At 65.9% G+C, this 21,391-nt stretch carries 17 protein-coding genes; 10 read left to right on the top strand and 7 right to left on the bottom strand.

The window, feature by feature from the left end:
• Positions 1-50: 50 nt before the first annotated feature.
• Positions 51-1,526, bottom strand: a complete 1,476-nt coding sequence (locus tag MKW15_RS00115) for a dihydrolipoyl dehydrogenase family protein (protein ID WP_240854938.1) — start codon at positions 1,524-1,526, stop codon at positions 51-53.
• A gap of 61 nt (positions 1,527-1,587) precedes the next feature.
• Between MKW15_RS00115 and MKW15_RS00120 the strand changes: the two genes are divergently transcribed.
• A complete protein-coding gene (locus tag MKW15_RS00120) occupies positions 1,588-3,594 on the top strand; it encodes a M13 family metallopeptidase (RefSeq protein WP_240854940.1) in 2,007 nt (668 codons plus the stop codon).
• Positions 3,591-4,184: a potassium channel family protein gene (locus MKW15_RS00125; RefSeq protein WP_374245699.1), complete on the top strand. Its 594-nt coding sequence runs from the start codon at positions 3,591-3,593 to the stop codon at positions 4,182-4,184. Before MKW15_RS00120 ends, MKW15_RS00125 begins: the two co-directional genes overlap by 4 nt.
• Before the next feature lie 210 nt (positions 4,185-4,394).
• Here the strand turns inward: MKW15_RS00125 and MKW15_RS00130 are convergent, their stop codons facing one another.
• The gene (locus MKW15_RS00130) at positions 4,395-5,522 is read right to left on the bottom strand and encodes an NDMA-dependent alcohol dehydrogenase (protein ID WP_240854942.1); all 1,128 of its coding nucleotides are present in this window, start codon (positions 5,520-5,522) and stop codon (positions 4,395-4,397) included.
• 202 nt (positions 5,523-5,724) lie between these two features.
• On the opposite strand from MKW15_RS00130, the gene MKW15_RS00135 reads away from it, so the two are divergent.
• From MKW15_RS00135 to MKW15_RS00145, 3 genes are all read left to right on the top strand, one after another.
• Positions 5,725-7,839, top strand: coding sequence for an MMPL family transporter (locus tag MKW15_RS00135; RefSeq protein ID WP_240854943.1), 2,115 nt, complete (start codon positions 5,725-5,727; stop codon positions 7,837-7,839).
• Positions 7,840-7,968: 129 nt separating this feature from the next.
• Positions 7,969-8,925 (top strand): R2-like ligand-binding oxidase, encoded by a 957-nt coding sequence (locus MKW15_RS00140; RefSeq protein WP_240854946.1) that lies wholly within the window; start codon positions 7,969-7,971, stop codon positions 8,923-8,925.
• Between the two features lie 396 nt (positions 8,926-9,321).
• Positions 9,322-10,179 carry an alpha/beta fold hydrolase gene (locus MKW15_RS00145; RefSeq protein ID WP_240854947.1) on the top strand — a complete coding sequence of 286 codons (858 nt, stop codon included), beginning with the start codon at positions 9,322-9,324 and terminating at the stop codon, positions 10,177-10,179.
• A gap of 189 nt (positions 10,180-10,368) precedes the next feature.
• Here the strand turns inward: MKW15_RS00145 and MKW15_RS00150 are convergent, their stop codons facing one another.
• The 3 genes from MKW15_RS00150 to MKW15_RS00160 all read right to left on the bottom strand — a co-directional run bounded on the left by MKW15_RS00150 (position 10,369) and on the right by MKW15_RS00160 (position 14,949).
• The gene (locus MKW15_RS00150; RefSeq protein WP_240854949.1) at positions 10,369-11,052 is read right to left on the bottom strand and encodes a slipin family protein; all 684 of its coding nucleotides are present in this window, start codon (positions 11,050-11,052) and stop codon (positions 10,369-10,371) included.
• 472 nt (positions 11,053-11,524) lie between these two features.
• Positions 11,525-13,699: a 3-hydroxyacyl-CoA dehydrogenase NAD-binding domain-containing protein gene (locus MKW15_RS00155; protein WP_240854951.1), complete on the bottom strand. Its 2,175-nt coding sequence runs from the start codon at positions 13,697-13,699 to the stop codon at positions 11,525-11,527.
• A gap of 38 nt (positions 13,700-13,737) precedes the next feature.
• On the bottom strand, positions 13,738-14,949 hold the full coding sequence (locus MKW15_RS00160) for an acetyl-CoA C-acetyltransferase (protein WP_240854953.1): 1,212 nt from the start codon (positions 14,947-14,949) through the stop codon (positions 13,738-13,740).
• A gap of 130 nt (positions 14,950-15,079) precedes the next feature.
• Between MKW15_RS00160 and MKW15_RS00165 the strand changes: the two genes are divergently transcribed.
• From MKW15_RS00165 to MKW15_RS00185, 5 genes are all read left to right on the top strand, one after another.
• Positions 15,080-16,258 carry a TetR/AcrR family transcriptional regulator gene (locus MKW15_RS00165; protein ID WP_240854955.1) on the top strand — a complete coding sequence of 393 codons (1,179 nt, stop codon included), beginning with the start codon at positions 15,080-15,082 and terminating at the stop codon, positions 16,256-16,258.
• Positions 16,251-17,225 (top strand): adenylate/guanylate cyclase domain-containing protein, encoded by a 975-nt coding sequence (locus MKW15_RS00170; protein ID WP_240854957.1) that lies wholly within the window; start codon positions 16,251-16,253, stop codon positions 17,223-17,225. Before MKW15_RS00165 ends, MKW15_RS00170 begins: the two co-directional genes overlap by 8 nt.
• A gap of 67 nt (positions 17,226-17,292) precedes the next feature.
• Positions 17,293-18,114 (top strand): hypothetical protein, encoded by an 822-nt coding sequence (locus MKW15_RS00175; RefSeq protein ID WP_240854958.1) that lies wholly within the window; start codon positions 17,293-17,295, stop codon positions 18,112-18,114.
• 184 nt (positions 18,115-18,298) lie between these two features.
• A complete protein-coding gene (locus MKW15_RS00180) occupies positions 18,299-18,760 on the top strand; it encodes an Hsp20/alpha crystallin family protein (RefSeq protein ID WP_240854959.1) in 462 nt (153 codons plus the stop codon).
• A 550-nt stretch (positions 18,761-19,310) separates the two neighbouring features.
• Complete coding sequence (locus tag MKW15_RS00185) at positions 19,311-19,541, top strand: hypothetical protein (RefSeq protein ID WP_240854960.1); 231 nt, start codon at positions 19,311-19,313, stop codon at positions 19,539-19,541.
• Here the strand turns inward: MKW15_RS00185 and MKW15_RS00190 are convergent.
• Positions 19,505-20,578 carry a sulfate/molybdate ABC transporter ATP-binding protein gene (locus tag MKW15_RS00190; RefSeq protein WP_374245710.1) on the bottom strand — a complete coding sequence of 358 codons (1,074 nt, stop codon included), beginning with the start codon at positions 20,576-20,578 and terminating at the stop codon, positions 19,505-19,507. The two genes, MKW15_RS00185 and MKW15_RS00190, sit on opposite strands and share 37 nt — an antisense overlap.
• A gap of 17 nt (positions 20,579-20,595) precedes the next feature.
• Positions 20,596-21,384, bottom strand: a complete 789-nt coding sequence (locus MKW15_RS00195; protein WP_240854968.1) for an ABC transporter permease — start codon at positions 21,382-21,384, stop codon at positions 20,596-20,598.
• Positions 21,385-21,391 lie beyond the last annotated feature (7 nt).

Genomic DNA, 21,391 nt, shown 5'->3' on the forward strand with positions numbered 1-21,391 from the left:
GACGGTAGCCACCAGGGCACAGGTGGTCAAGTGGTCAGACCAATATGACTCTAGTGCAACTGCTCCAACAGCCGCAGCCACACCTCGCTGATCGTCGGGTACGACGGAACCGCGTGCCAGAGGCGATCGAGCGACACCTCCCCGACCACCGCCACCGTCGCCGAGTGCACCAGCTCCGCGATGCCCGCACCGACAAACGTCGCGCCGATGAGTACGCCACGGTCGCGGTCGATGACGAGCTTGGCGCGCCCGGAGTAGTCCGGTCCGGCCAGGTATGAGCCGGCGACCGCGATGTCGGTCTCGGCGATCTGCACCTCGATGCCCCGCTCTCGGACCTGCGCCTCGGTCAGCCCCACCGAGGCCATCTCGGGGCGGGTGAACACGACCTGCGGGATGGCGTCGCGGTCGGCCGACGCGGCGTACCGGGGGTTGTCCAACTCGCGACGCTGCGCACGAGCAGCGATGACGTCGCCGGCAACCCGCGCTTGGTATTTACCCATGTGGGTCAACGCAACTCGGCCGTTCACGTCGCCCACGGCGTACAACCACGGATGGCCGTCGACAGTCATGTGATCGTCGACGGCCACCGGGCCGTGCGCCTCGAGACCGATCGAATCGAGCCCGAGATCCGTTGTCGCCGGCGTTCTTCCGGCAGCCACGAGGATCTCGTCGACCGTGATGTCCTCGTCGGTGTCACCGCTGGACAGAACGACACGTGCCGGCTCGCCGTGCAGCCGGCCATACCCGGTATCGGCGACACCAGGACGGTCCACCGAGGCGATCGTCGTGCCGAATCGCACGTCCACTCCCAGCTTGCGCAGTCCGCCGACAATCCGTTCGGACGCAAAGGGTTCTGCTTTGGGAAGCACACGGTCGCCGCGGATCACCATGGTCACCGCGGCACCCAGGTCGGCCAACCACGTGGCGGCCTCGCATGCGACCACACCACCGCCGAGGATCGCGATCCGGTCCGGCACCTCCACCAAGTTGGTCGCATCGCGCGACGTCCAGGGCAGGGCCTCGCGCAACCCGGGGATCGGTGGGATCGAGGCAACGCTGCCCGTGGCGATGACCACCGCATGCCGCGCGTGCAGAGTCAAGCGCCCGCCGTCAGCCGATTCGACGACCACCAGCCGATCCGCGACGATCCGCCCATGCCCGCGGACGACCTCGATGCCCGCACCACGCGCCCACGCCACCTGCGACGCGTCATCGCGAGAATGGTTCACCGTGTCGCGCCACCCGAGCAGCGCGTCCGGTTCCGGCCGGTCATCGACGACCCGGGGAGCGGACCCCGGCAAGGCACGCGCGGCGGCGAGTGCCGCACCCGCACCCAGCAACGCCTTGCTCGGCATACACGCCCAATACGAACACTCACCGCCGAGCAGCTGGTGTTCGACGATCGCCGCCGTCCGATCGGACCCCCGGATCGCGTAGTCGGCGACGTTCTCGCCGACCGGACCACCCCCGACCACCACCACGTCGTAGGTACGCACCTGGGTTGACTCGAGATCAGGGGCCGTCATGACATCCACGGTAGGCCCGCGTCGGCCGACGCGGCTGACGGATCGCGATCGCGGTGACAGGATGGAGCGCGTGACTTCTTCCGACACCACCCTCGCGTCCGGACTCGACCTCGAGTGGGTCGACGATTCCGTTCGCGTCCAAGACGACCTGTTTGCCCACGTGAACGGCAAGTGGCTGGAATCCCACGTGATCCCCGAGGACCGTGCCATCGACGGGGCGTTCCACGTGCTGCGCGATCGCGCCGAGGAAAACGTCCGCGACATCATCACCGAATGCGCCGAGTCGAGCCCACCGAGCGGCTCCGACGCGCTGAAGATCGGTGACCTGTTCGCGTCGTTCATGGACACCGACCACGTCGATGCCCTCGGCATCGGACCCATCGCCGGCGAGATCGAGAAGATCGCCGCGATCGACTCGGTTGCCGCGCTCTGCCGTCGGATGGGTCGCCTCACCCGGCACGGCGTCGGCGGCCTGTTCGGCTTCTACGTCGACACCGACGCGCGGGCGTCCGACCGCTACCTCGTGCACATCGTGCAGTCCGGCCTCGGGTTGCCCGACGAGTCGTACTATCACCCCGACGCCGACGGCAACGACAATCACGCCGACACCCGCACCGCGTATGTCGCGCACGTGGAGCGCATGTTCACCCTCGCCGGATTCGACGACGCCGCCGATCGCGCGGCGACGATCCTCGATCTGGAAACCGCTCTGGCCCAAGACCATTGGGATGTCGTGGCCCGACGCGACGCCGAGAAGACCTACAACCTGCTGTCCCTGGACGAATTGGAGTCCGCGGCAGACGGTTTCGACCTCGGCGAGTGGTTCGGCGGCCTCGGGACGGTCGGCGATGCCACCTTCGCGGAAGTCGTCGTCGGGCAACCGTCCTTCGTCACCAGCGCGGCCCGGTTGGTCGCGCAGCGGCCACTCGAGGACTGGAAGACCTGGCTCACCTGGCGTCTGCTGCGTTCGGCGGCACCGTACCTGTCGTCGGACTTCGTCGACGAGAACTTCGACTTCTACGGGCGGACGCTGTCGGGAGCGGAGACCAACCGCGACCGCTGGAAGCGCGGCGTGTCCTTCGTGGAGGGCGCGATGGGCTTCGCGGTCGGGAAGTTGTACGTGGACAAGCACTTCGGCCCCGAGGCCAAGGCGCGGATGGACGAGTTGATCGCGAATCTGGTGGCCGCCTACCGCCGCAACATCTCCGACCTCGAATGGATGACGCCGGAGACCCGCACCAAGGCGCTCGTCAAACTCGACAAGTTCACCCCCAAGATCGGCTACCCCGCGTCCTGGCGCGACTACGGCGCACTCATCGTCGACCGCGGCGATCTCATCGGAAATGTCGCGCGCGCTACATCATTCGAGCAGGAGCGCGAATTTGCGAAGATCGGATCACCCGTCGACCACGACGAATGGTTCATGACACCGCAGACGGTGAACGCCTACTACAACCCCGGCATGAACGAGATCGTCTTCCCGGCAGCGATTCTGCAGCCGCCGTTCTTCGATCCGGACGCCGACGACGCGGCCAACTACGGCGGCATCGGTGCGGTGATCGGGCACGAGATCGGCCACGGCTTCGACGATCAGGGCGCCAAGTACGACGGCGACGGCAACCTGGTGAACTGGTGGACCGACGCCGACCGCAACGAGTTCTCGGCTCGTACCGGCAAACTCATCGATCAGTACGGCGAGTTCACCCCGGACGGCCTCGATCCCAAGTACAAGGTCAACGGCGCCTTCACCATCGGCGAGAACATCGGCGACCTCGGCGGCTTGTCGATCGCGCTGGTCGCCTACGGCCTCGCGACCGAAGGCACGACACCCCCGGAGATCGACGGCCTGTCCGGCGAACAGCGTGTGTTCTTCAGCTGGGCCGAGATCTGGCGTACCAAGACCCGCGACGCCGAAGCAATCAAACGGCTGTCGGTCGACCCGCATTCGCCGCCGGAGTTCCGGTGCAACGGTGTGGTCCGCAACATCGACGCGTTCTACGACGCCTTCGACGTGAAGCCCGGCGACGCACTGTATCTCGACGAATCCGACCGGGTCAGGATCTGGTGACCGACGACTCCGGAGCGCGCGGGGGCGAATCCGGGCCGGCCGAGCAGCCGCACCCGCTCACCGGCATTGCCCGACGCGACGTCACCGAAGCCCTGTTGCGGCCACTCGGCGCTGCGGTGGTCTTGCTCACCGGATACTTCGTGCTGCCGATCAACAAGGACAGCGACGTCAACTACCTCGGCTTACTGGTCGGGGCGATCCTGCTCTCCGCCTTTTGCGTATGGGAGGTACGCAGATTCGCGCGATCCACCCGGCCGGTCGCCACCGCGATGGAGATGCTGGTCGCGCTGGCCAGCTTCTACATCGTGGTGTTCGCGACCACGTACTTCTTGTTCTCGGACTACTCGCACGGGAGTTTCAACGAGAAGCTGACCAAGATCGACGCGCTGTATTTCTGCCTGACCGTTTTCACCACAACGGGTTTCGGCGACATCGCACCCGATTCCGAGCCCGCACGCATCGCGGTGTCGATTCAGATGGCCAGCACTCTCATCCTGCTCGGCCTCGGTATCCGCTGCCTCAACGTGCTCATCACCTTCCGACAGCGCGACGTGGGGAACTCAAGCGAAGAGTCCCCCTCCGCTGGCTGAGAACCTCCCGCTGGCTCAGCACCCTCCCGCTGGCTCAGCACCCTTCCGCTGCCTGAGGTGCTCGAGGCGCTAGCCGAGAGCCTCGAGGCCCTGGTGAGTTGACATTGTCGTCTCACCAAGAGCTTCGAGGCTCGCACCTAGCTCAGCCAGCGGGAGGAGGCTCCGCCGGCCAGCGGAAGTGCGCGCCTCGCACTTCCGCGCAGACGCAGCTCAGTAGTCGTCGTCTCCGTAGACGATCATGCCGCGAATGTTGTTGCCCTCCAACATGTCGTCGTAGGCCTCGTTGATCTGATCCAGGCGGTAGGTGTTGGTCACCAGGTCGCTGAGGTTGAGCTTGCCCGCGCGGTACTCGTTGAGCAAGGTGGGGACCTGCGTACGCGGGCTGGCTCCACCGAAGATCGCGCCTTGCACGCGCTTCTGCAGCAGGGTCAGTTCGAAGAGGTTCATCTGGGCGTCCATCGCACCGAAGTTGCCCATACCGGTGACGATCACCTGGCCACCCTTGCCGGTCAGGCTCAGTGCCGGCTGGATCATCGAACCGTCGATCTCGCCGACGGTGAGGATCGTCGTATTCGCCATCTTGCCCCAGCTGATCTCGCCGATGACCGGAAGTGCGTCTTCCATCGACTCGAAAGTGTGTGTGGCACCCAGCTTCTCGGCCATCTGCCGCTTGAATGGCACTGGATCGACTGCAGCCACGATCCGCGCGCCTGCGGCGGCGGCACCCTGGACCGAGTTGATCCCGACGCCACCGATGCCGACCACCACGACCACGTCACCGGCGTGGGTTGCCCCGATCTCGACGGCCGAACCCCATCCGGTGGCCACACCGCAACCCAGCAGTGCTGCTTCCTTGAGTGGGATGTCGTCCTCGATCTTCACCAGGGATGCCTGGTTGACGGTGATGTAGGGCGCGAAGGTCCCCAGGAGGCACATCTGGGTCAGGCCGGTGCCGTCGGAGGTGTGCGCCCGGTGCGTGTCGTCGGAGATCGCCAGACCCGACAGCAATCGCGCGCCCTCGTCGCAGAAGTTCTGATCGCCGCGCGAACACGGTTCGCACACTCCGCACGCCGGAATGAAGGCGGTGACGACGTGGTCACCTTCTTTGAGGTTGGTGACACCGGGGCCGACCTTGTGCACCACACCGGCACCCTCGTGGCCACCGAGCACGGGCATCGGAATCGGGCTGTCGCCGGTGCGCAGGTGATGATCGGAGTGACACAGTCCGGAGCTGACCAGTTTGACCTGCACCTCGCCGGCGGCCGGATCGCCGAGTTCGAATTCTTCGATCTGCCATGGCTGTCCGACTCCGCGGAGGATGGCGCCCTTGGTCTTCATACGTGCTCCTTCTTGTCCCATCCCACGCGGGGAAAAACTATGGCGATCGACTTATGCGACGCACGTCACATCCTGCCCAAAGGAACGTTTTTCCGCGCCGGTTTCAGGGATCTCTCAGACACCGATCCGACCGCCGCCGCGGCTCCGAATAGGGACCGTGCGCCCGAGATTGCCGAACACCGAGACATGTAAAGATGAGCCCATGGCGACGAAGCCAGAAGAAGTGGTCCGCGGCACCGGCCGTGCAACGGCGTTGCGGTGGCTCATTCCCGCGCTCGTCCTGCTCGGGTGGCTCGTCATCGGCGGTGTCGCCGGACCGTTTGCGGGCAAGCTCTCGTCGGTGTCGACGAACTCGAACTCTGCGTTCTTGCCTGCGTCGGCCGAGTCGACGCGGGTCAACGATCTGCTCTCCGACTTCGAGGACACCGACTTCCTGCCCGCGATCGTCATCGCGGAGCGCACCTCGGGCATCACCCCTCAAGACCTCGCCTTTCTCAGCCAGGCCACCGCACCACTGGCCGGGACCGAGGGCTTCGGTCCGCAGTTCTCACCACCGATCCGCTCCGACGACGGCCAGGCCGCTCAGCTGATCGTCCCGATCTCCACCGACGGAGAACCGGCCGACACCACGGAGAAGCTGCGCGACGCGCTCGCCAACCCACCCGACGGGCTCACCGTCACGGTGACCGGACCGGCCGGACAGGTCGCCGACCTCGGCGAGGCGTTCGGTGGGATCGACGGCCTACTGCTCCTGGTCGCGGGGACGGTCGTGATCGCGATCCTGATCGTCGTCTACCGCAGCCCGATCCTCCCGTTCGTGGTGGTCATCTCGGCCGTGTTCGCGTTGTCGCTCGCGTCCGGCGCCGTGTACTTCCTGACCAAGCAGGGCGCCCTCGAACTCAACGGCCAGAGTCAGGGCATCCTGTTCATCCTGGTGTTCGGCGCCGCGACCGACTACGCACTGCTCCTCGTGTCCCGATTCCGCGAGGAGCTCATCACCACCGGTGACACTTACGATGCGCTGCGCATCGCCTGGCGGTCGACGATCGAACCGGTCGCGGCGTCGGCGGGAACGGTCATCGCCGGCGTGCTGTGCCTGTTGTTGAGCGACCTCAATTCCAATCGAAGTCTGGGCCCGGTCGCGGCACTCGGAATCGCGGCGTCGTTCCTGGCGTCGATGACGTTCCTTCCCGCCGCCCTCGCACTCCTCGGCCGCGCGGCGTTCTGGCCGATGCGTCCCCGATTCACTCCCGACGCCGATGTCGAGGGCGGCAGCACGCACCGGTTCTGGCGTCGGATCGCCGACGCCGTGGCCGCCCGCCCGCGCACCATCTGGATCGGCACCCTGATCATTCTGCTGGTCGGCGCCGCATTCGCGCCGACCTTCCGCGCCGACGGTGTCGCGTCGACCGACTACTTCCTGGGCACCGTCGAATCCGTTCAGGGCGCCGACATCCAGGCCAGACACTTCGACGCCGGGAGCGGTTCACCGACCTGGATCATCACCGACCAACAGTCCGCGGCCGCCGTCACCGACGCGGTGCGCGGGGTCGACGGCGTGGCCAACGCGCAGGTTCTCCAGCAGGGCGGGACGCCGGTGGTGCGCGACGGCAAGGTGGCCGTCGAGGTGACACTGACCGACAACGCCGAGTCGCTGGCGGCACAAGACACGGTGGAACGGATCCGTGACGTCGTGCACCCGATCCCGGGAGCCGACGCCCTGGTCGGCGGCACGTCGGCCGTCGATCTGGACACGCGGACCACCGCAATCCACGACCGCAACCTGATCATCCCGGTCGTGCTGCTGGTGGTGCTGGCGATCCTGATCCTGCTGCTGCGCAGCGTCGTCGCGCCGGTATTGCTGCTGGCCACCACGGTGGTGTCGTTCGCGGCCACGATCGGCGTCTCGAGCCTGCTCTTCGACGGCCCCTTCGGCTTCCCCGGCGCCGACCCGGTGGTGCCACTGTTCGCCTTCGTGTTCCTGGTCGCGCTCGGCATCGACTACAACATCTTCTTGATGACCCGCGTGCGCGAGGAGTCACGAATTCATGGCACCCGCGACGGCATGATCCGCGGCCTCACCGCGACCGGTGGTGTCATCACGTCGGCCGGTGTGGTGCTGGCGGCGACCTTCGCCGCGCTCGCGGTGATTCCCCTGCTGTTCCTCGCGCAGGTCGCATTTCTGGTGGCCTTCGGAGTCCTCGTCGACGCTCTCGTGGTGCGCACACTGCTCGTCCCTGCCCTGACGATCGACATCGGCCGCCGTGTCTGGTGGCCGAGCACACTGTCTCGTGATAGGCCGAAATCGACTGACTGACAACACAATTGATTCTCCGACCACACACCCTCAACCAAACCTGAGAGTTCGGTCAATCTGATAACGTTCGCGCCAGTAAAGGGTTAGCGTCAACGGACAACCGTCGAATGATCGTTAGCTGGTGTCGCCTTGAGTCTCGTCGAGCACAACACGAACGGGGGCGAAGAACTTTCGCCCCTGCCTCGTGCCGGCGTGGAGTGGGACAGCTTTCCCACGCACCTCTTCATGACGGGCAACGCCCGATTCTGGGACCCGTCCGCGATCGACTTCTCGGCGGACGCCGTGGATTGGCGGGAGATCGACGACGGGCGACGACGAGCCGCGACCTACCTCATCGCACAGTTCTGCGCCGGCGAGGAGGCGGTCACCCGGCACATCCAGCCCTTCCTTCGGTCAGCCGTCGCGGGCCGTCGACTCGGCGACGAGATGTACCTGTCGCAGGTTGCCTTCGAGAAGTCCAAGCATGCCGAGGTGTTCGCGTTGTGGTCCGACGCCGTCGGACTGTCCGACGACCTCACGCCCTACGTGGAGGCCAACCCGTTCTATCGGCAGATCTTCGGTGACGAGCTCCCGACCGCGCTCGCCGCACTGGACGACGACCCGTCCCCTGTGAACGAGATCCGCGCGTTGGTCACCTATCACCAGGTTGTCGTCGGGTCGCTCGCCCTGACCGGCCACCACATGGTGCAGCGGATCTGCTCGACACACGGCATCCTGCCCGGGTTGCGGCGGGTGATCCGCTTCGTCAACGCTGACGAACGCCGGCATGTGGCGTGGAGTTCGTACACGTGTCGTCGACTGATCGCCGACGACGACGCCCTCTGGGATGTCGCCCTCACGCGCCTGGGCGAGCTGACGCCGCTGGCGCTCGGCATGATCAACTGGGTCGACGAGCAGTTCGAGACACCACCCTTCGGCCTAGACAACGCCCAGTTCATCGCCCACGCCGCCGACCGAGCGAGCCGTCGACTCGACGCGATCGCCGCCGCGCGCGGGCGCCCGGTCGCCGAGATCGACGTCGACTATTCCCCCGAGGCGCTCGAGGACACGTTCGGCAACGAGGACGACGCCGCACTGGGTGCCTGACTGACTCGACGAGTTCAGCAACCAGGCTTCTGAACTGGGGAAACACGACGGCGTCGTGCCCGCAAAATCTAGGGAAGAACTTCTTCCCCGGGGTTCGTAGTCGTCCGCGAGAATTTTCTGGGGGAAGACACCAAGGGTCGGGGAAGAAGTTTCTTCCCCTACTTTTGTGGGCGCGTGTTCGTGGCGTCGCGTTCGGCGGAACGCGATGACCGACAGCCGGTGACTGAGATCGGGCCGTCAGTGTCCGCTTCCGGGAGATGCCCGGATGACCAACGTCAGGGGCCCGATCCTGGCCGCCGGTCCTGCCCTCTTCCCGCCTCCACGATCGCCGACGACGTCAACGGATAGTCACTCACCCGCGTGACAGCGGAATAGAACACGTTCTAGTCTTGGTTCGTGGATGTCACCTATGACGCAACCGAACGGGAACTGACCACCGAGCAGGGCACGCTGCGCTATCACGAGGCCGGCGCGCCCGATGCTCCGCCGCTGATCCTGCTGCACGGTTCGGGCCCCGGCGTCACGGGCTGGCGCAACTATCGCGGCAATCTGGGGTTCTTCGCGCAGACGCATCGATGCTTCGTGCTCGAGTTTCCCGGCTTCGGGGTGAGCGATCCGTGGGAGGGCATGCCGGTCCTGACCGCGGGCAAGTCGGTGATCGCGTTCATGAACGCCCTCGGCATCGATTCCGCGCCGATGATCGGCAACTCGATGGGCGGCGTCGTGGGTGTGAACCTCGCGATGAAGAAGCCCGACCGGGTGGCGAAGCTGGTGACCATCGGGGGCGTGGGACCCAACGTGTACAGCCCCAGCCCCAGCGAGGGCTTGCGGTTACTGCAAGAGTTCGCCGACGACCCCGACAAGGACAAGCTGATCCGCTGGCTCACCGCCATGGTCTACGACCGCGCGCTCGTCACCGAGGAGCTGATCGAGGAGCGCTGGGAAGCCGCGATGAACGCCGACGCCCTCGCCACCGGCCGGGCGATGTACGGCTCGGCCGCCTTCGAGATGCAGCAGAAGTTCCTCGCCGACGCCGACATCCCGCCCTACTGGTCGATGATGCACAAGATCAAGTGCCCCACCCTGCTCACCTGGGGCCGCGACGACCGCGTCAGCCCACCCGACATGGCGATGGTCCCGATGCGCCTCATCCCCGACGCGGAACTCCACGTCTTCCCCAAGTGCGGACACTGGGTGATGATCGAGGCCAAGGAGGCATTCGAGGCGACCGTCGCCGCGTTCCTCGCGCGCTGAGCTCCGGGCTGACCCCGCTCCCCCTCCCGCTCCGCAGCCCCCACCCGCCGGTCGAGCCGCCATCGAGTCCGACCCCTTGCTGGTTGAGCAGCGACGAGCGAGCGCAGCGAGTCCGACGCGTGTCGAAACCCCGGTGAGCCGAGTGTGTCGGCAACAACCGCACCGACACACCCGGCACCAGGCCCGCGATCAGTCGTCGGCGCGCGCCTCGGAGTCCGCCCCGCCCACCGCGAGCACCACTCGCGATCCGTACGGAGCTGCCTGCACGAGCCGGAGCTGCGCCAGCGCCGGGTGCGCGTCGAGCAGCTTGCCTGCGTTTGCCAGCGCTCGCAGCGACGCGGTCTCCGCGCGTGCTTCCTCCAGCTTCGCGAGGCCGCGTGAACGTGCCGTGATCACCTCGAGCGCCGCCGACCGCACCTCGTGCGGCACGATGACGTCCTTGATCACCACGTCGGCGACCTCGACGCCCACCCCGGCGCCGGCCGCACGCGCTGCCACGAGCACAGGCGCGGTGTCGACCGCATCACCGCGGCGGATCACGTCGTCGGACGCCAAGGCGGCGCACACCTGACGCAATGCGATCTGCGCGGCGAGGTAGATCGTCGCGATCGGGTCGACGGCCCGCTCGGTGAAAGCGACCGCGTCGACCACGGTGAGGCGCAGCGCCATGGTGACCCGCACCGACATCACGTCGGACGTCAGGATCTCCTGCGGCGCAACCGGAATCAGCCGCTCACGCAGGTCGACGGTGACGTAGGTGGCATCGCCACGCCGCGAGTGCGAGCCGGGCTGCAGCGTCCGGGTGAGCTTTCCTTCCCGGTATTCCAGGGTGACGTACCCGGGAACTACGGTGATTCGACTGAAGAGTGACATGACGTGCCTCCTTTCCATTGCGTCGCATGACATGTCGTCGTGTTCTGAAGTTGTTGTGCTCCCGCCATGGCCAGGCCGGCAGTATTTCCCGTCGCTTCGCTCGCCCCGGACACCACCCGCGGGCGAGACAGTCGGTGGGGTCACCCGTCATCGTGCTCGACGAGCGCCGCAGGACCGAACGTTCCCGTTCACCCCGGGGGTGGTGCCACAGAGGGGACTCGAACCCCAGGGATGCCAGATCCGTTACCAGTGGAAGAGGACGTAAGTCGTACGCGCAGAACATGATCGGAGTACCCTCCGTTCGGCTGCTCTCACGCCCGACGAGAGACTCTGCCACGTCGGCGACCTGGCCGCAACGGATTATTCGCCTGATCTAGAAGCAGTTGGCTGGCCAACAGCACAAAGCCCCGACCGGAACGAATCCGGCCGGGGCCCTGCGGGTTTCAGATCAGCAGATCAGAACTTCTCGCCCCTAGAACTTCTCTCCACGGGCAGCCTTCTCGACCAGCGAGGCCGGCGGCTCGAAGTGCGAACCGTACTTGGACGCGAGGTCCTTGGCACGGTCGACGAAGCCCTGCAGGCCACCCTCGTACTGGTTGATGTACTGGATGACACCACCGGTCCATGCCGGGAAGCCGATGCCGAAGATCGAGCCGATGTTGGCGTCCTCGACGGAGGTGAGCACACCCTCGTCGAAGCACTTCACGGTCTCGAGCGCCTCGGCGAAGAGCATGCGCTCCTTCATGTCCTCGAGCGGGATCTTGGTGCTGCCCGACTTGAACTGCTCGCGCAGACCCGGCCACAGCTGGGTGCGCTTGCCCTCGGCGTCGTAGTCGTAGAAGCCCTTGCCGTCCTTGCGGGCGGTGCGGCCATTGTCGACCATCCAGTCGACCACGGCGAACGACGGGTGCGTCGGGAAGTCGATGCCGGCTTCCTTGGCAGCCGCCTCGGACTCCTTGCGGATCTTCTGCGGCAGGGTCAGGGTCAGCTCGTCCATCAGCTGCAGCGGCGCGGCCGGGTAGCCCGCCTGGGTGCCCGCGTGCTCGATGAACGCCGGCTCGACGCCCTCGCCGACGGCCGCGATGGCCTCGTTGACGAAGGTGCCGATCACGCGGCTGGTGAAGAACCCGCGACTGTCGTTGACGACGATCGGGGTCTTGCGGATCTGCAGCGTGTAGTCGATGACCTTGGCCAGCACCTCATCCGAGGTCTTCTCACCGCGGATGATCTCCACCAGCGGCATCTTGTCGACGGGCGAGAAGAAGTGGATACCGATGAAGTCTTCCTGACGCTTCACACCCTGCGCGAGGATGGTGATCGGCAGCGTCGAGGTGTTCGAACCCAGGATCGCGTTCGGCTCGACGATGTCCTCGATCTCCTGGAAGACCTTGTGCTTCACCTCAACCGACTCGAAGGCGGCCTCGATGACGAGGTCGACACCCTTGAAATCCTCGGGATCGATGGTCGGGGTGATGCGGGCCAGCAGCGCGTCGGAGCGCTCTTGCGTGGTCTTGCCGCGCGAGAGAGCCTTGGCCTCGAGCTTCTCCGAGTAGCCCTTGCCCCGCTTGGCGGCGTCGAGGTCGATGTCCTTCAGGACGACCTCGATGCCCGCCTTGGCGGAGACGTAAGCGATTGCGGCGCCCATCATTCCGGCACCGATGACGCCGACCTTCTTGGCGGTGTACTTCTCGATGCCCTCGGGGCGCGAGCCACCGTTGTTGATGTGCTGCAGGTCGAAGAAGAACGCCTTGATCATGTTCTGGGCGACCTGACCGGTGACCAGCGAGACGAAGTAGCGGGTCTCGATGATGTCGGCGGTGTCGACGTCGACGTAGGCACCCTCGACGGCCGCGGCCAGGATGGCGCGCGGGGCCGGCATGTTGGCGCCCTTGATCTGCTTGCGCAGCAACGACGGCAGCGCGGGCAGGTTCGCGGCGAAGGCCGGGTTGGTGACCGAGCCGCCGGGCATCTTGTAGCCCTTCTTGTCCCACGGCTGCGCTGCCTCGGGGTTCGCGGCGATCCAGGCCTTGGCGGCGGGGATCAGTTCCTCGATGGAACCGACGACCTCGTCGATGATGCCGGTTTCCTTGGCCTTGGTCGGGTTGAACCGGTTGCCCTGCAGCAGGACTCCCATCAGAGCGTTCTGGATGCCCAGGAGGCGCACGGTACGAACCACGCCACCGCCGCCGGGGAGCAGGCCGAGGGTGACCTCGGGCAGACCGATCTGCACGCCCTTCACGTCGGCCGCGATGCGGTAGTGCGTGTGCAGCGCGATCTCCAGGCCACCGCCGAGTGCGGCGCCATTGATGGCGGCGACGACGGGCTTGCCCAGGGTCTCCAGACGACGCAGCACCTTCTTCATGCCGTTGGTGCGCTCCGTGATCGCGGTCGCGATCTCTTCCTTGCTCGCGTCGCCGCGGCCGCTGGTCATGTCCTTCAGGTCGCCACCGGCGAAGAAGGTCTTCTTGGCCGAGGTGATGACGACACCGGTGATGTCGTCCTTCTCCGCCTCGAGACGCTCGACGATGACCGGCAGCGAGGTCATGAACAGTTCGTTCATGGTGTTGGCGCCCTGGTTGGGGTCGTCCATGGTCAGGATGACGACGCCGTCGGCGTCCTTCTCCCAGTTGAAAAGGTTGTCACTCATGTGTTTTCAAAGTTCCTTTGGTAGAGGGGACGCCGGCGTCAGACGCGCTCGATGACGGTTGCGATGCCCATGCCGCCGCCGATGCACAGCGTGATGAGGCCGTAGCGGCCACCGGTGCGCTCGAGCTCGTCGAGGCAGGTGCCGAGGATCATCGCGCCGGTCGCGCCGAGCGGGTGACCCATCGCGATCGCGCCACCGTTGACGTTGGTCTTCTCGTGCGGAACCTTGAGGTCCTTCATCCACTTCATGACGACCGACGCGAACGCCTCGTTCAGCTCGAAGACGTCGATGTCGTCGACGGTCAGGCCGGCACGCTTCAGCGCGAGCTCGGTGGCCGGGGTGGGGCCGGTGAGCATGATGGACGGCTCCGAGCCGACCTGCGCGAACGACACGAAACGGCCGCGCGGGGTCAGGCCGTTGCGCTTGCCCGCCTCCTCGCTACCGATCAGGACGGCAGCCGCACCGTCGACGATGCCGGAGCTGTTACCACCGGTGTGCACGTGGTTGACGCGCTCCACCTCCGGGTAGCGCTGCAGGATGACGTCGTCGAAGCCGGCCATCTCGGCCAGACCCGCGAAGGCGGGCTTGAGCTTGCCGAGGCTCTCGGCGGTACTGCCCGGACGACGGTGCTCGTCGTGGTCGAGCACGATGACACCGTTGATGTCGCGGACGGGGACCACGGACTTGGCGAAGTAGCCACTGGTCCAGGCCTTCTCAGCACGAGCCTGCGACTCGGCGGCGAAGGCGTCGACGTCCTCACGGGAGAAGCCCTCGATGGTGGCGATCAGGTCGGCGCCGATGCCCTGCGGGACGATGTAGTTGTCGTACGCGGTGGTCGGGTCGGTGAAGAGCGCACCGCCGTCGCTGCCCATCGGCACGCGCGACATCGACTCGACACCGCCGGCGAGGACCAGATCGTCGAAGCCCGACGCGACCTTGGCCGCGGCGAGGTTGGTGGCCTCCAGGCCCGACGCGCAGAAGCGGTCGATCTGAGTTCCGGGGACATTCTCGGGCAGACCGCTGTTCAGAGCTGCGGTACGTGCGATGACGCCGCCCTGCTCGCCGACCGGCGAGACGACGCCGAGGATGACGTCGTTGATCTCGGACGGGTCGAGGCTGCCATGACGGGCCAGGACCTCATTGATGACGCCGCTGGCCAGATCGACCGGCTTGACGCTGTGCAGCGCGCCGCCGCGCTGCTTGCCACGGGGCGTACGGATCGCCTCGTAGATGAATGCTTGATCAGCCACGATTGAGTGTTCCTTTCGCATGAACCATTTGTGGTTACTCTACGAGGCTAACGCGGAATAACTAATTTGGCTATACCTGGTGATCAGACACCGTCGTCGGATCTCAAATGTGCGCTATGGTCGGTTCACCATGCCAGACCGTAAGCCCACCGCCCGCACGCGCGGCACCGACCGCAAACGACAGCTCGTCAGCCACGCCGCCGAGCTGTTCCTGCGGCGCGGGTATGCGCAGGTCTCCCTTGCCGACATCGCACGGAGTGCCGGTGTCACCGCCCCGTCGCTGTACCGGCACTTCGACGACAAGCAGGCGCTGCTGGCCGCCGCGGTGATGGCGGGCGTCGACGATCTGGAGGCCTGCACCGACCGTGCGTTCGCCGGTGCAGTACAGCCGACCGTGGACGAACTCGTCGACGCCGCGTGCACGCTCGCGGTGGCGCATCCGGGCTCGGCCGCGCTGTGGCGCTGGACCAGCAACTACCTGACCGAGGAGCAGAACATCCAGGTCGCCCAGCGCACCCGGGGAATCCTCGGCCGATGGGCGGCGACGTTGGCCCAGAGCCGACCGGAACTCACCGAACGCGAGACGGTTCAGCTGGCCTGGGCGGTACTCAGCGTGTGCGGCAGCCTGTCGGTGCATCACACCCGCATGTCCGACGTCCGGGCGCGCGTGGAACTCGGCACCCTGGTGCGGCGGCTGATCGTGCTCACGCCCGGTGCAGCGCCACCACTCACCCCGCCGTCGCCGGTCACCAACGTCACCGCGAATCGACGCGACGAGATCCTCGACGCCGCTGCCGCGCTCTTCGCCGACCGCGGCTACACCGACGTGGGGGTCGACGAGATCGGTGCGGCGGTCGGAATCACGGGTCCCAGTGTGTACAAACACTTCTCGTCGAAGCTGGCGATCTTGGTCGGCATCGGGGAGCGCAGCGCCATGCGCCTCGAAGCCGGGGTGATCGCCGCCTTCTCGGCCACCTCCGACCCGGCGAAACTACTCGGTCTGCTCGTCGACTCCTACGTCACGGTCATCACCAGCACCCCCGACCTGTCGGTGGCGTTCAACAGTTCCGGAGTCCTGGCGGGCCAGCCACCGGCGGCCGCATTGCTGGACGTACAGCGCCGCTACGTGGCACGGTGGATCGACCTGCTGGTTGCAGTCGACCCCGACCTCAAGCGGGACGCGGCAGCCGTCGCGGTCCACGCCGCGTTGAGCATCGTCAACGACGCGGTACGGATGCGGCGCGGAACGGCGCGGCCGGAGTTCGGGGCGCGGATGGCGTACTTCATGAAGGGCGTGCTTGATGTCTGAACCCACCGAGGGTCAGTCGGAAGACACCGCGGAGTACACCCGCGACGAACTCATCGCGAATCTGGGAATCCCCAGCGAGCATGCCGAGAAGATATGGAATGCCTTCGGTTTTCCACGCAGGCGCATCGACACGAAGATCTTCTCCCGCAAGGACCTCGAGGCGCTGCGAATCTTCAGCGGCAGCGAAGACGTCATGGAGATGGCCGCCCAGGTGTCCACCGCCCGGAGCATCGGTCAGTCCATGGCGCGCCTCGCGGAATGGCAGGCCGATCAGCTCGTCGAGCTCGACGCGGACCCAGACGTCCCGTGGTCGGTGCCACAGATGGCCGACGCCCTCGAGAAGATCCAGCAGTTCGTGTGGCGCCGCCATCTGATGCTTGCCCTCGAACGCCGCACCGCGAGCGAGGCGAGTGAAAGCCTGCACTCTGTCGTGGGATTCGCCGACATCGTCGGCTACACCAGTCTGTCCCGGCGCATCGGTCTGGCCGAACTGCAGTCGCTTCTCGACGCCTTCGAAGAGCGCACCTACGAGATCATCACCGAACTCGACGGATCGGTGGTCAAGACGCTCGGCGATGCGGTCATGTTCACCTTCCACGAGCCGGCCGCCGCAGCGATGGCCGCCGTCGGGATACACCGTCTCAGCGAGTCGCAGCCCATCCCCGAACTGCGAGCCGGACTCGCGCGGGGTGAGGTGCTGACCCGGCTCGGCGACGTGTTCGGTGAGCCGGTGAACATCGCGGCCCGCCTGTGCGGATCCGCGCGGCCGGGAACAACATTGGTCGACGAGTCGGTGTCGAACGCTCTCCGGTCGGACAACCGCTTCTACCTCAAGCAGATCCCGACGCTGAGCGTCCGGGGTTACAAGCGTCTGCGCGCCTTCGCACTCGAAGTCGACCGTCGCGCAGACGAAGACGAGCTCGAAATCCCCGAACTGCCGGCCACGTCGGACGACTCGGAGCGCTGATCGTCCGATCGAGTGAATCCCGATGTCCGATTGACTCGATATGCACTTTTCGGGTCTAGTCCGTTGCGTGCTGTCACGTCTGGGTTCATCCCTCCATCACCGCAACCGCAACCGACTCTGTGTGGCGCTATCTGCCGTTTTCGTAGCGGTTCTCGCTGCTTGCGGGTCGTCCTCGGATCAGAGCACCACCGAGAACGGCACGATCACGTCGCAAGGGACCACGACATCGCGGTCGCTCGAGTCTGGCCTGCGCACCACGCCGTCAGCAGAGGGCACCCCACAGAAGATCGTCTTGCAGCACAGTTGGAAAGACGAGGATGGGTACAGCTATCAGGTGGAGGTCACCGAGCCCACGATCACGGTGACCAACGACACCGCCAACTCCAAGCCTGGCCGCACCGACCTGACGTGGGAATTCGTGGTGACGGCGCGTCTGACGAACACCACCCCCGCCCGCAATGCCCCGTTCCCAGACAAACTCAGCTTCCGACCGGCATGGACAAGAAGCACCTCCCTGTGCGGAAGCCGGGATGCGCGAACCGATTTCGGCTTCTCCACAAACGACGATGCGGTGGAGGCGGCTTGGTGCACGCTGACGAACATGCCAATGTTCCTCGCTGCCACCGACATCTCCGAGCAAGGCGGACCACCGCAACTCTCCGGCACACTCGGCATCGACCAGACGATGGAATTGACCGCGCGCGGCACAAACTTGATCAAGTGGACGATCCCCGAGGCCGAGTACGACGCTCTTGCGGACGCGATCAAGGCTCCGACCGTATACGTGTTGGGCGGCAGCTACAACGATCGTCCCGATAACTCTCAATGCCTCCTGGTGACCCGCGTGCCGGTGTTCGCCGAGACCCAGCGCACCGGCTGCCTCACGTAGAGGCCACCCCGACCGCGGATGACCCAAATCGTCGAGTCCTGTTGCGCGCGTCCGTACTTCGACTCGGACAATTGTGAAAAAGTGTTGGCACTCGCCAGAGGAGAGTGCTAATATCAGGTTACGCAGTGATGGTAAGTGAGGTGCCGTCATTGGGGCGGCACCCCTGAAGAAGGAGGTGTTTGCTGTGCTGCGTGTAGATCCCTTTGCTGCTGTCGATGACTGGGCCAAGGCGCTCCTTGCCGGTGGGTCCGGCACTGTGGGCCGCACTCCGCGGTTCATGCCCATCGACGTGTACAAGGTCGATGACCACTATTCGCTCGTCGCGGACCTACCAGGTGCGGATCCTGGTTCGATCGACCTCGATGTCGACAACGGTGTGCTCACACTGTCCGCGCACCGCAGTGCGCCAACCGATGACGGTGTGCAGTGGCTGGCCAGTGAACGTTTCTCCGGCACCTACCGTCGCCAGGTCACGCTCGGCGATGGTGTGGATCCGGCGAGGATCTCGGCCTCCTATGACAACGGAGTGCTGACCGTGACCATCCCGGTCGCCGAGCAGGCCAAGCCCCGCAAGATCGAGATCGGCCACGCCGGTGCGAGGCAACAGGAGATCAGGGCCGCGACGACGAACTCGGCGGCCGGCTGATCCCATTGAGTCGCAATAGTTGACCACCCGTGCGAGACGCTTGACCACCCAGCGCGAAACGGAGGGTGACGAGAATGATGGTCTGCACCGACACCGCCCCGACCGCAGGTCACCTCGAGGTGATCGATCCTGACGAGCTCTGGTTGGCTGCCGAAATCGACGCGCTCTTCGCGGCCGCATCTCTGCGTCACGCTGTCGTCGCAGGCGGCGTGACCACGGCTTGCGAACTCCGACCTCGTAGACGGTGCGAGGGGTCGGGCAGCCATCGCGAACCAGTCCGGGGTTGGGTCTCGCCGTCGAGAGGCGGCCGACAACGCGCGCCGCCTGCGATCGTCGGCGCGATCGACAGGTCTGTGTATAGAGCCAAAGCCAACGAAGGAGGTGATGAACTCGTCGCCCGACGAACGCTCAGAAGTAGTCTCTCTCCCACGCACGAGGGCTGTCGTCGGGTCGTCCAGGGGGGGGTTTGCGGTGCTCCTACCGCGAACCCCTCCCTGTCGCAGCACTATTCCCGAGAAGACGGTTTCCCTGGGCTGAGCGGAGGCATCGAATGACAACCGACCAACCACGCGTCTCGATGAATGCCGACGAGGCGGATGCGGTGGAACAATCCCTGCCCGTCGATCCCGATGATCACGACGCCGTCCAGCAACCAGTCGAGGTGCTGGGCCTCGAAGCCGATGAGGCCGATATCGCCGAACAAGCCATACCGGTGACACTCGACGACTCCGACGATCCGAGATCTCAGTGGTCAGAGGAGACCGGAGACGCGGCACCGTAGATCTTCACCTCGTTCGCTTTCACCACCAGGTCGACGTCGAGCCCGATCTCGAGTCCCAGATCGGCCACCGCCGCCCAGGTCACCTCGGCCGCAACCGTCTGGTCTTCGACGTCGGCGTTCAGAAGTGCGTGGTCACCGCGGGGCTCGAGTTCTCGGATGACGCCACGCAGCGTGGTACGTGGGCTCCCTTGTGGCGCTTGCAGATACACCGCGACCGCCCGCGGCGAGAAAGCGGCTGCGGCCGCCGTACCGGGGTCAAGCGTCTCGGCGGCCATACCCACGACACGGTTGCCGTCGGCGTCCATCACCCCGCCGGACGTGTCCATCGTGCCGAGAAAAAGGTTCAGTCCCGACAGCGACGCGGCGAACCGGCTCGTCGGTCCGGCCAGAACCGCTCTTGTGGAACCGGATTCGACGAGTCGTCCCCCGTCGAGCACCACGATCTCGTCGGCCAGGCCCACGGCGTCGAGCACATCGTGGGTGACCATGATGGTGGTGCGTTCGTGATCTGCCAACAGCGTCCGCAGAAGGCCGCGCAGGCGACTGGCGACGTCGACGTCGAGCGCTCGGAATGGCTCGTCCAGCAGTAGGATTCGCGGTTCGGCAGCGAACGCCCGCGCAATGGCGACGCGTTGCGCCTGACCGCCGGAGAGTTGATCGGGTTTGCGGTCGGCGAGGTCGGTGACCTCGGTGGCCGCCATCCAGCGGCGCACCCGGTCCCGCACCTCGGCGCGGGGCAGACGCTGAGCCGACGGTGCGAACGCGATGTTCGACGCGACACTCAGGTGCGGAAAGAGCCGCGCCTCCTGCGACAGCAGCGCCACCGGGCGGCGATGCGGCGGAAGGGAGGTGCGGTCATCGCGGAACACGTTGTCACCGAGCGTGATCCGAGTCCCCGAATCGCCCACGAGCAGGCCCGCGATCATCCGGAGCATGGTGGTCTTCCCCGCACCGTTGGGTCCCACAACGGCCGTGGTGCGTCCCGCCGGGAATCGGTGCGTGAGATGCAGGCTCGGTATTTCGTTGGCAATCGACACCGAAAGATCTGTCTCGTTCACAGCGCCCCGACCACGCCTCGGCGACGACGGCTGTGTACTCCGACCACGACGATCAGTGAGAGGAGAACCAGGATGAGCGACAACGGGATCGCCGCTTTCGGATCGTCGATCGATGCCACATAGATGGCCAGTGGCGCGGTCTGGGTGACGCCGGGCGCGTTGCCCGCGAACGTGATGGTGGCGCCGAACTCACCGAGCGCCCGGGCGAACGCCAGAACCATACCCGCCACGAGGGACGGAACGACCAGTGGGAGGGTGACGCGCCACAGCGTCCGCGTCGGGCCCGCACCGAGCGTTGCGGCGACTTCCTCGTAGCGCGTACCGACAACGCGCACAGCACCTTCCACACTGATCACCAGGAACGGCAGCGCGACAAAGGTCTGCGCGAGCACCACGGCAGTGGTGGTGAACGCGATGTCGATACCGGCAGCATGGAGATGCTTGCCGATGACGCCGAGTCGGCCGAACGTGTACAGCAGCGCCAGACCGCCGACCACCGGCGGAAGCACCAAGGGCAGCAGCACAAGTGAGCGCAGCACGCGGACGAACAGGTTGTCGTAGCGGGCGAAGATCACCGCCATCGGCACCCCGAGTAGCAAGCACACCACTGTGCTCGCCGTCGCCGTGATCAGTGAAAGTCTTAGTGCGTCAAGCGAGGACTCCGACGTCACATCCTCGACAAAGGTCTCCCACGGCGTCTGTGCTAGCAGCGCCAACGGCGGTACGACGATCAGCGCGACCCCGAGCGCGGCGAGAGCGAACACCCACAGCGGCAGTGCCGACATTCCCGAT

Source organism: Gordonia gummivorans (genome assembly GCF_022513585.1).
Classification (GTDB): Bacteria; Actinomycetota; Actinomycetes; order Mycobacteriales; family Mycobacteriaceae; genus Gordonia.

Coding starts and splice junctions, on each gene's coding strand:
- MKW15_RS00115 (WP_240854938.1), bottom strand. CDS start 1,526: ATGACGGCCCCTGATCTCGAGTCAACCCAGGTGCGTACCTACGACGTG.
- MKW15_RS00120 (WP_240854940.1), top strand. CDS start 1,588: ATGGAGCGCGTGACTTCTTCCGACACCACCCTCGCGTCCGGACTCGAC.
- MKW15_RS00130 (WP_240854942.1), bottom strand. CDS start 5,522: ATGAAGACCAAGGGCGCCATCCTCCGCGGAGTCGGACAGCCATGGCAG.
- MKW15_RS00135 (WP_240854943.1), top strand. CDS start 5,725: ATGGCGACGAAGCCAGAAGAAGTGGTCCGCGGCACCGGCCGTGCAACG.
- MKW15_RS00150 (WP_240854949.1), bottom strand. CDS start 11,052: ATGTCACTCTTCAGTCGAATCACCGTAGTTCCCGGGTACGTCACCCTG.
- MKW15_RS00155 (WP_240854951.1), bottom strand. CDS start 13,699: ATGAGTGACAACCTTTTCAACTGGGAGAAGGACGCCGACGGCGTCGTC.
- MKW15_RS00165 (WP_240854955.1), top strand. CDS start 15,080: ATGCCAGACCGTAAGCCCACCGCCCGCACGCGCGGCACCGACCGCAAA.
- MKW15_RS00170 (WP_240854957.1), top strand. CDS start 16,251: ATGTCTGAACCCACCGAGGGTCAGTCGGAAGACACCGCGGAGTACACC.
- MKW15_RS00185 (WP_240854960.1), top strand. CDS start 19,311: ATGACAACCGACCAACCACGCGTCTCGATGAATGCCGACGAGGCGGAT.
- MKW15_RS00195 (WP_240854968.1), bottom strand. CDS start 21,384: ATGTCGGCACTGCCGCTGTGGGTGTTCGCTCTCGCCGCGCTCGGGGTC.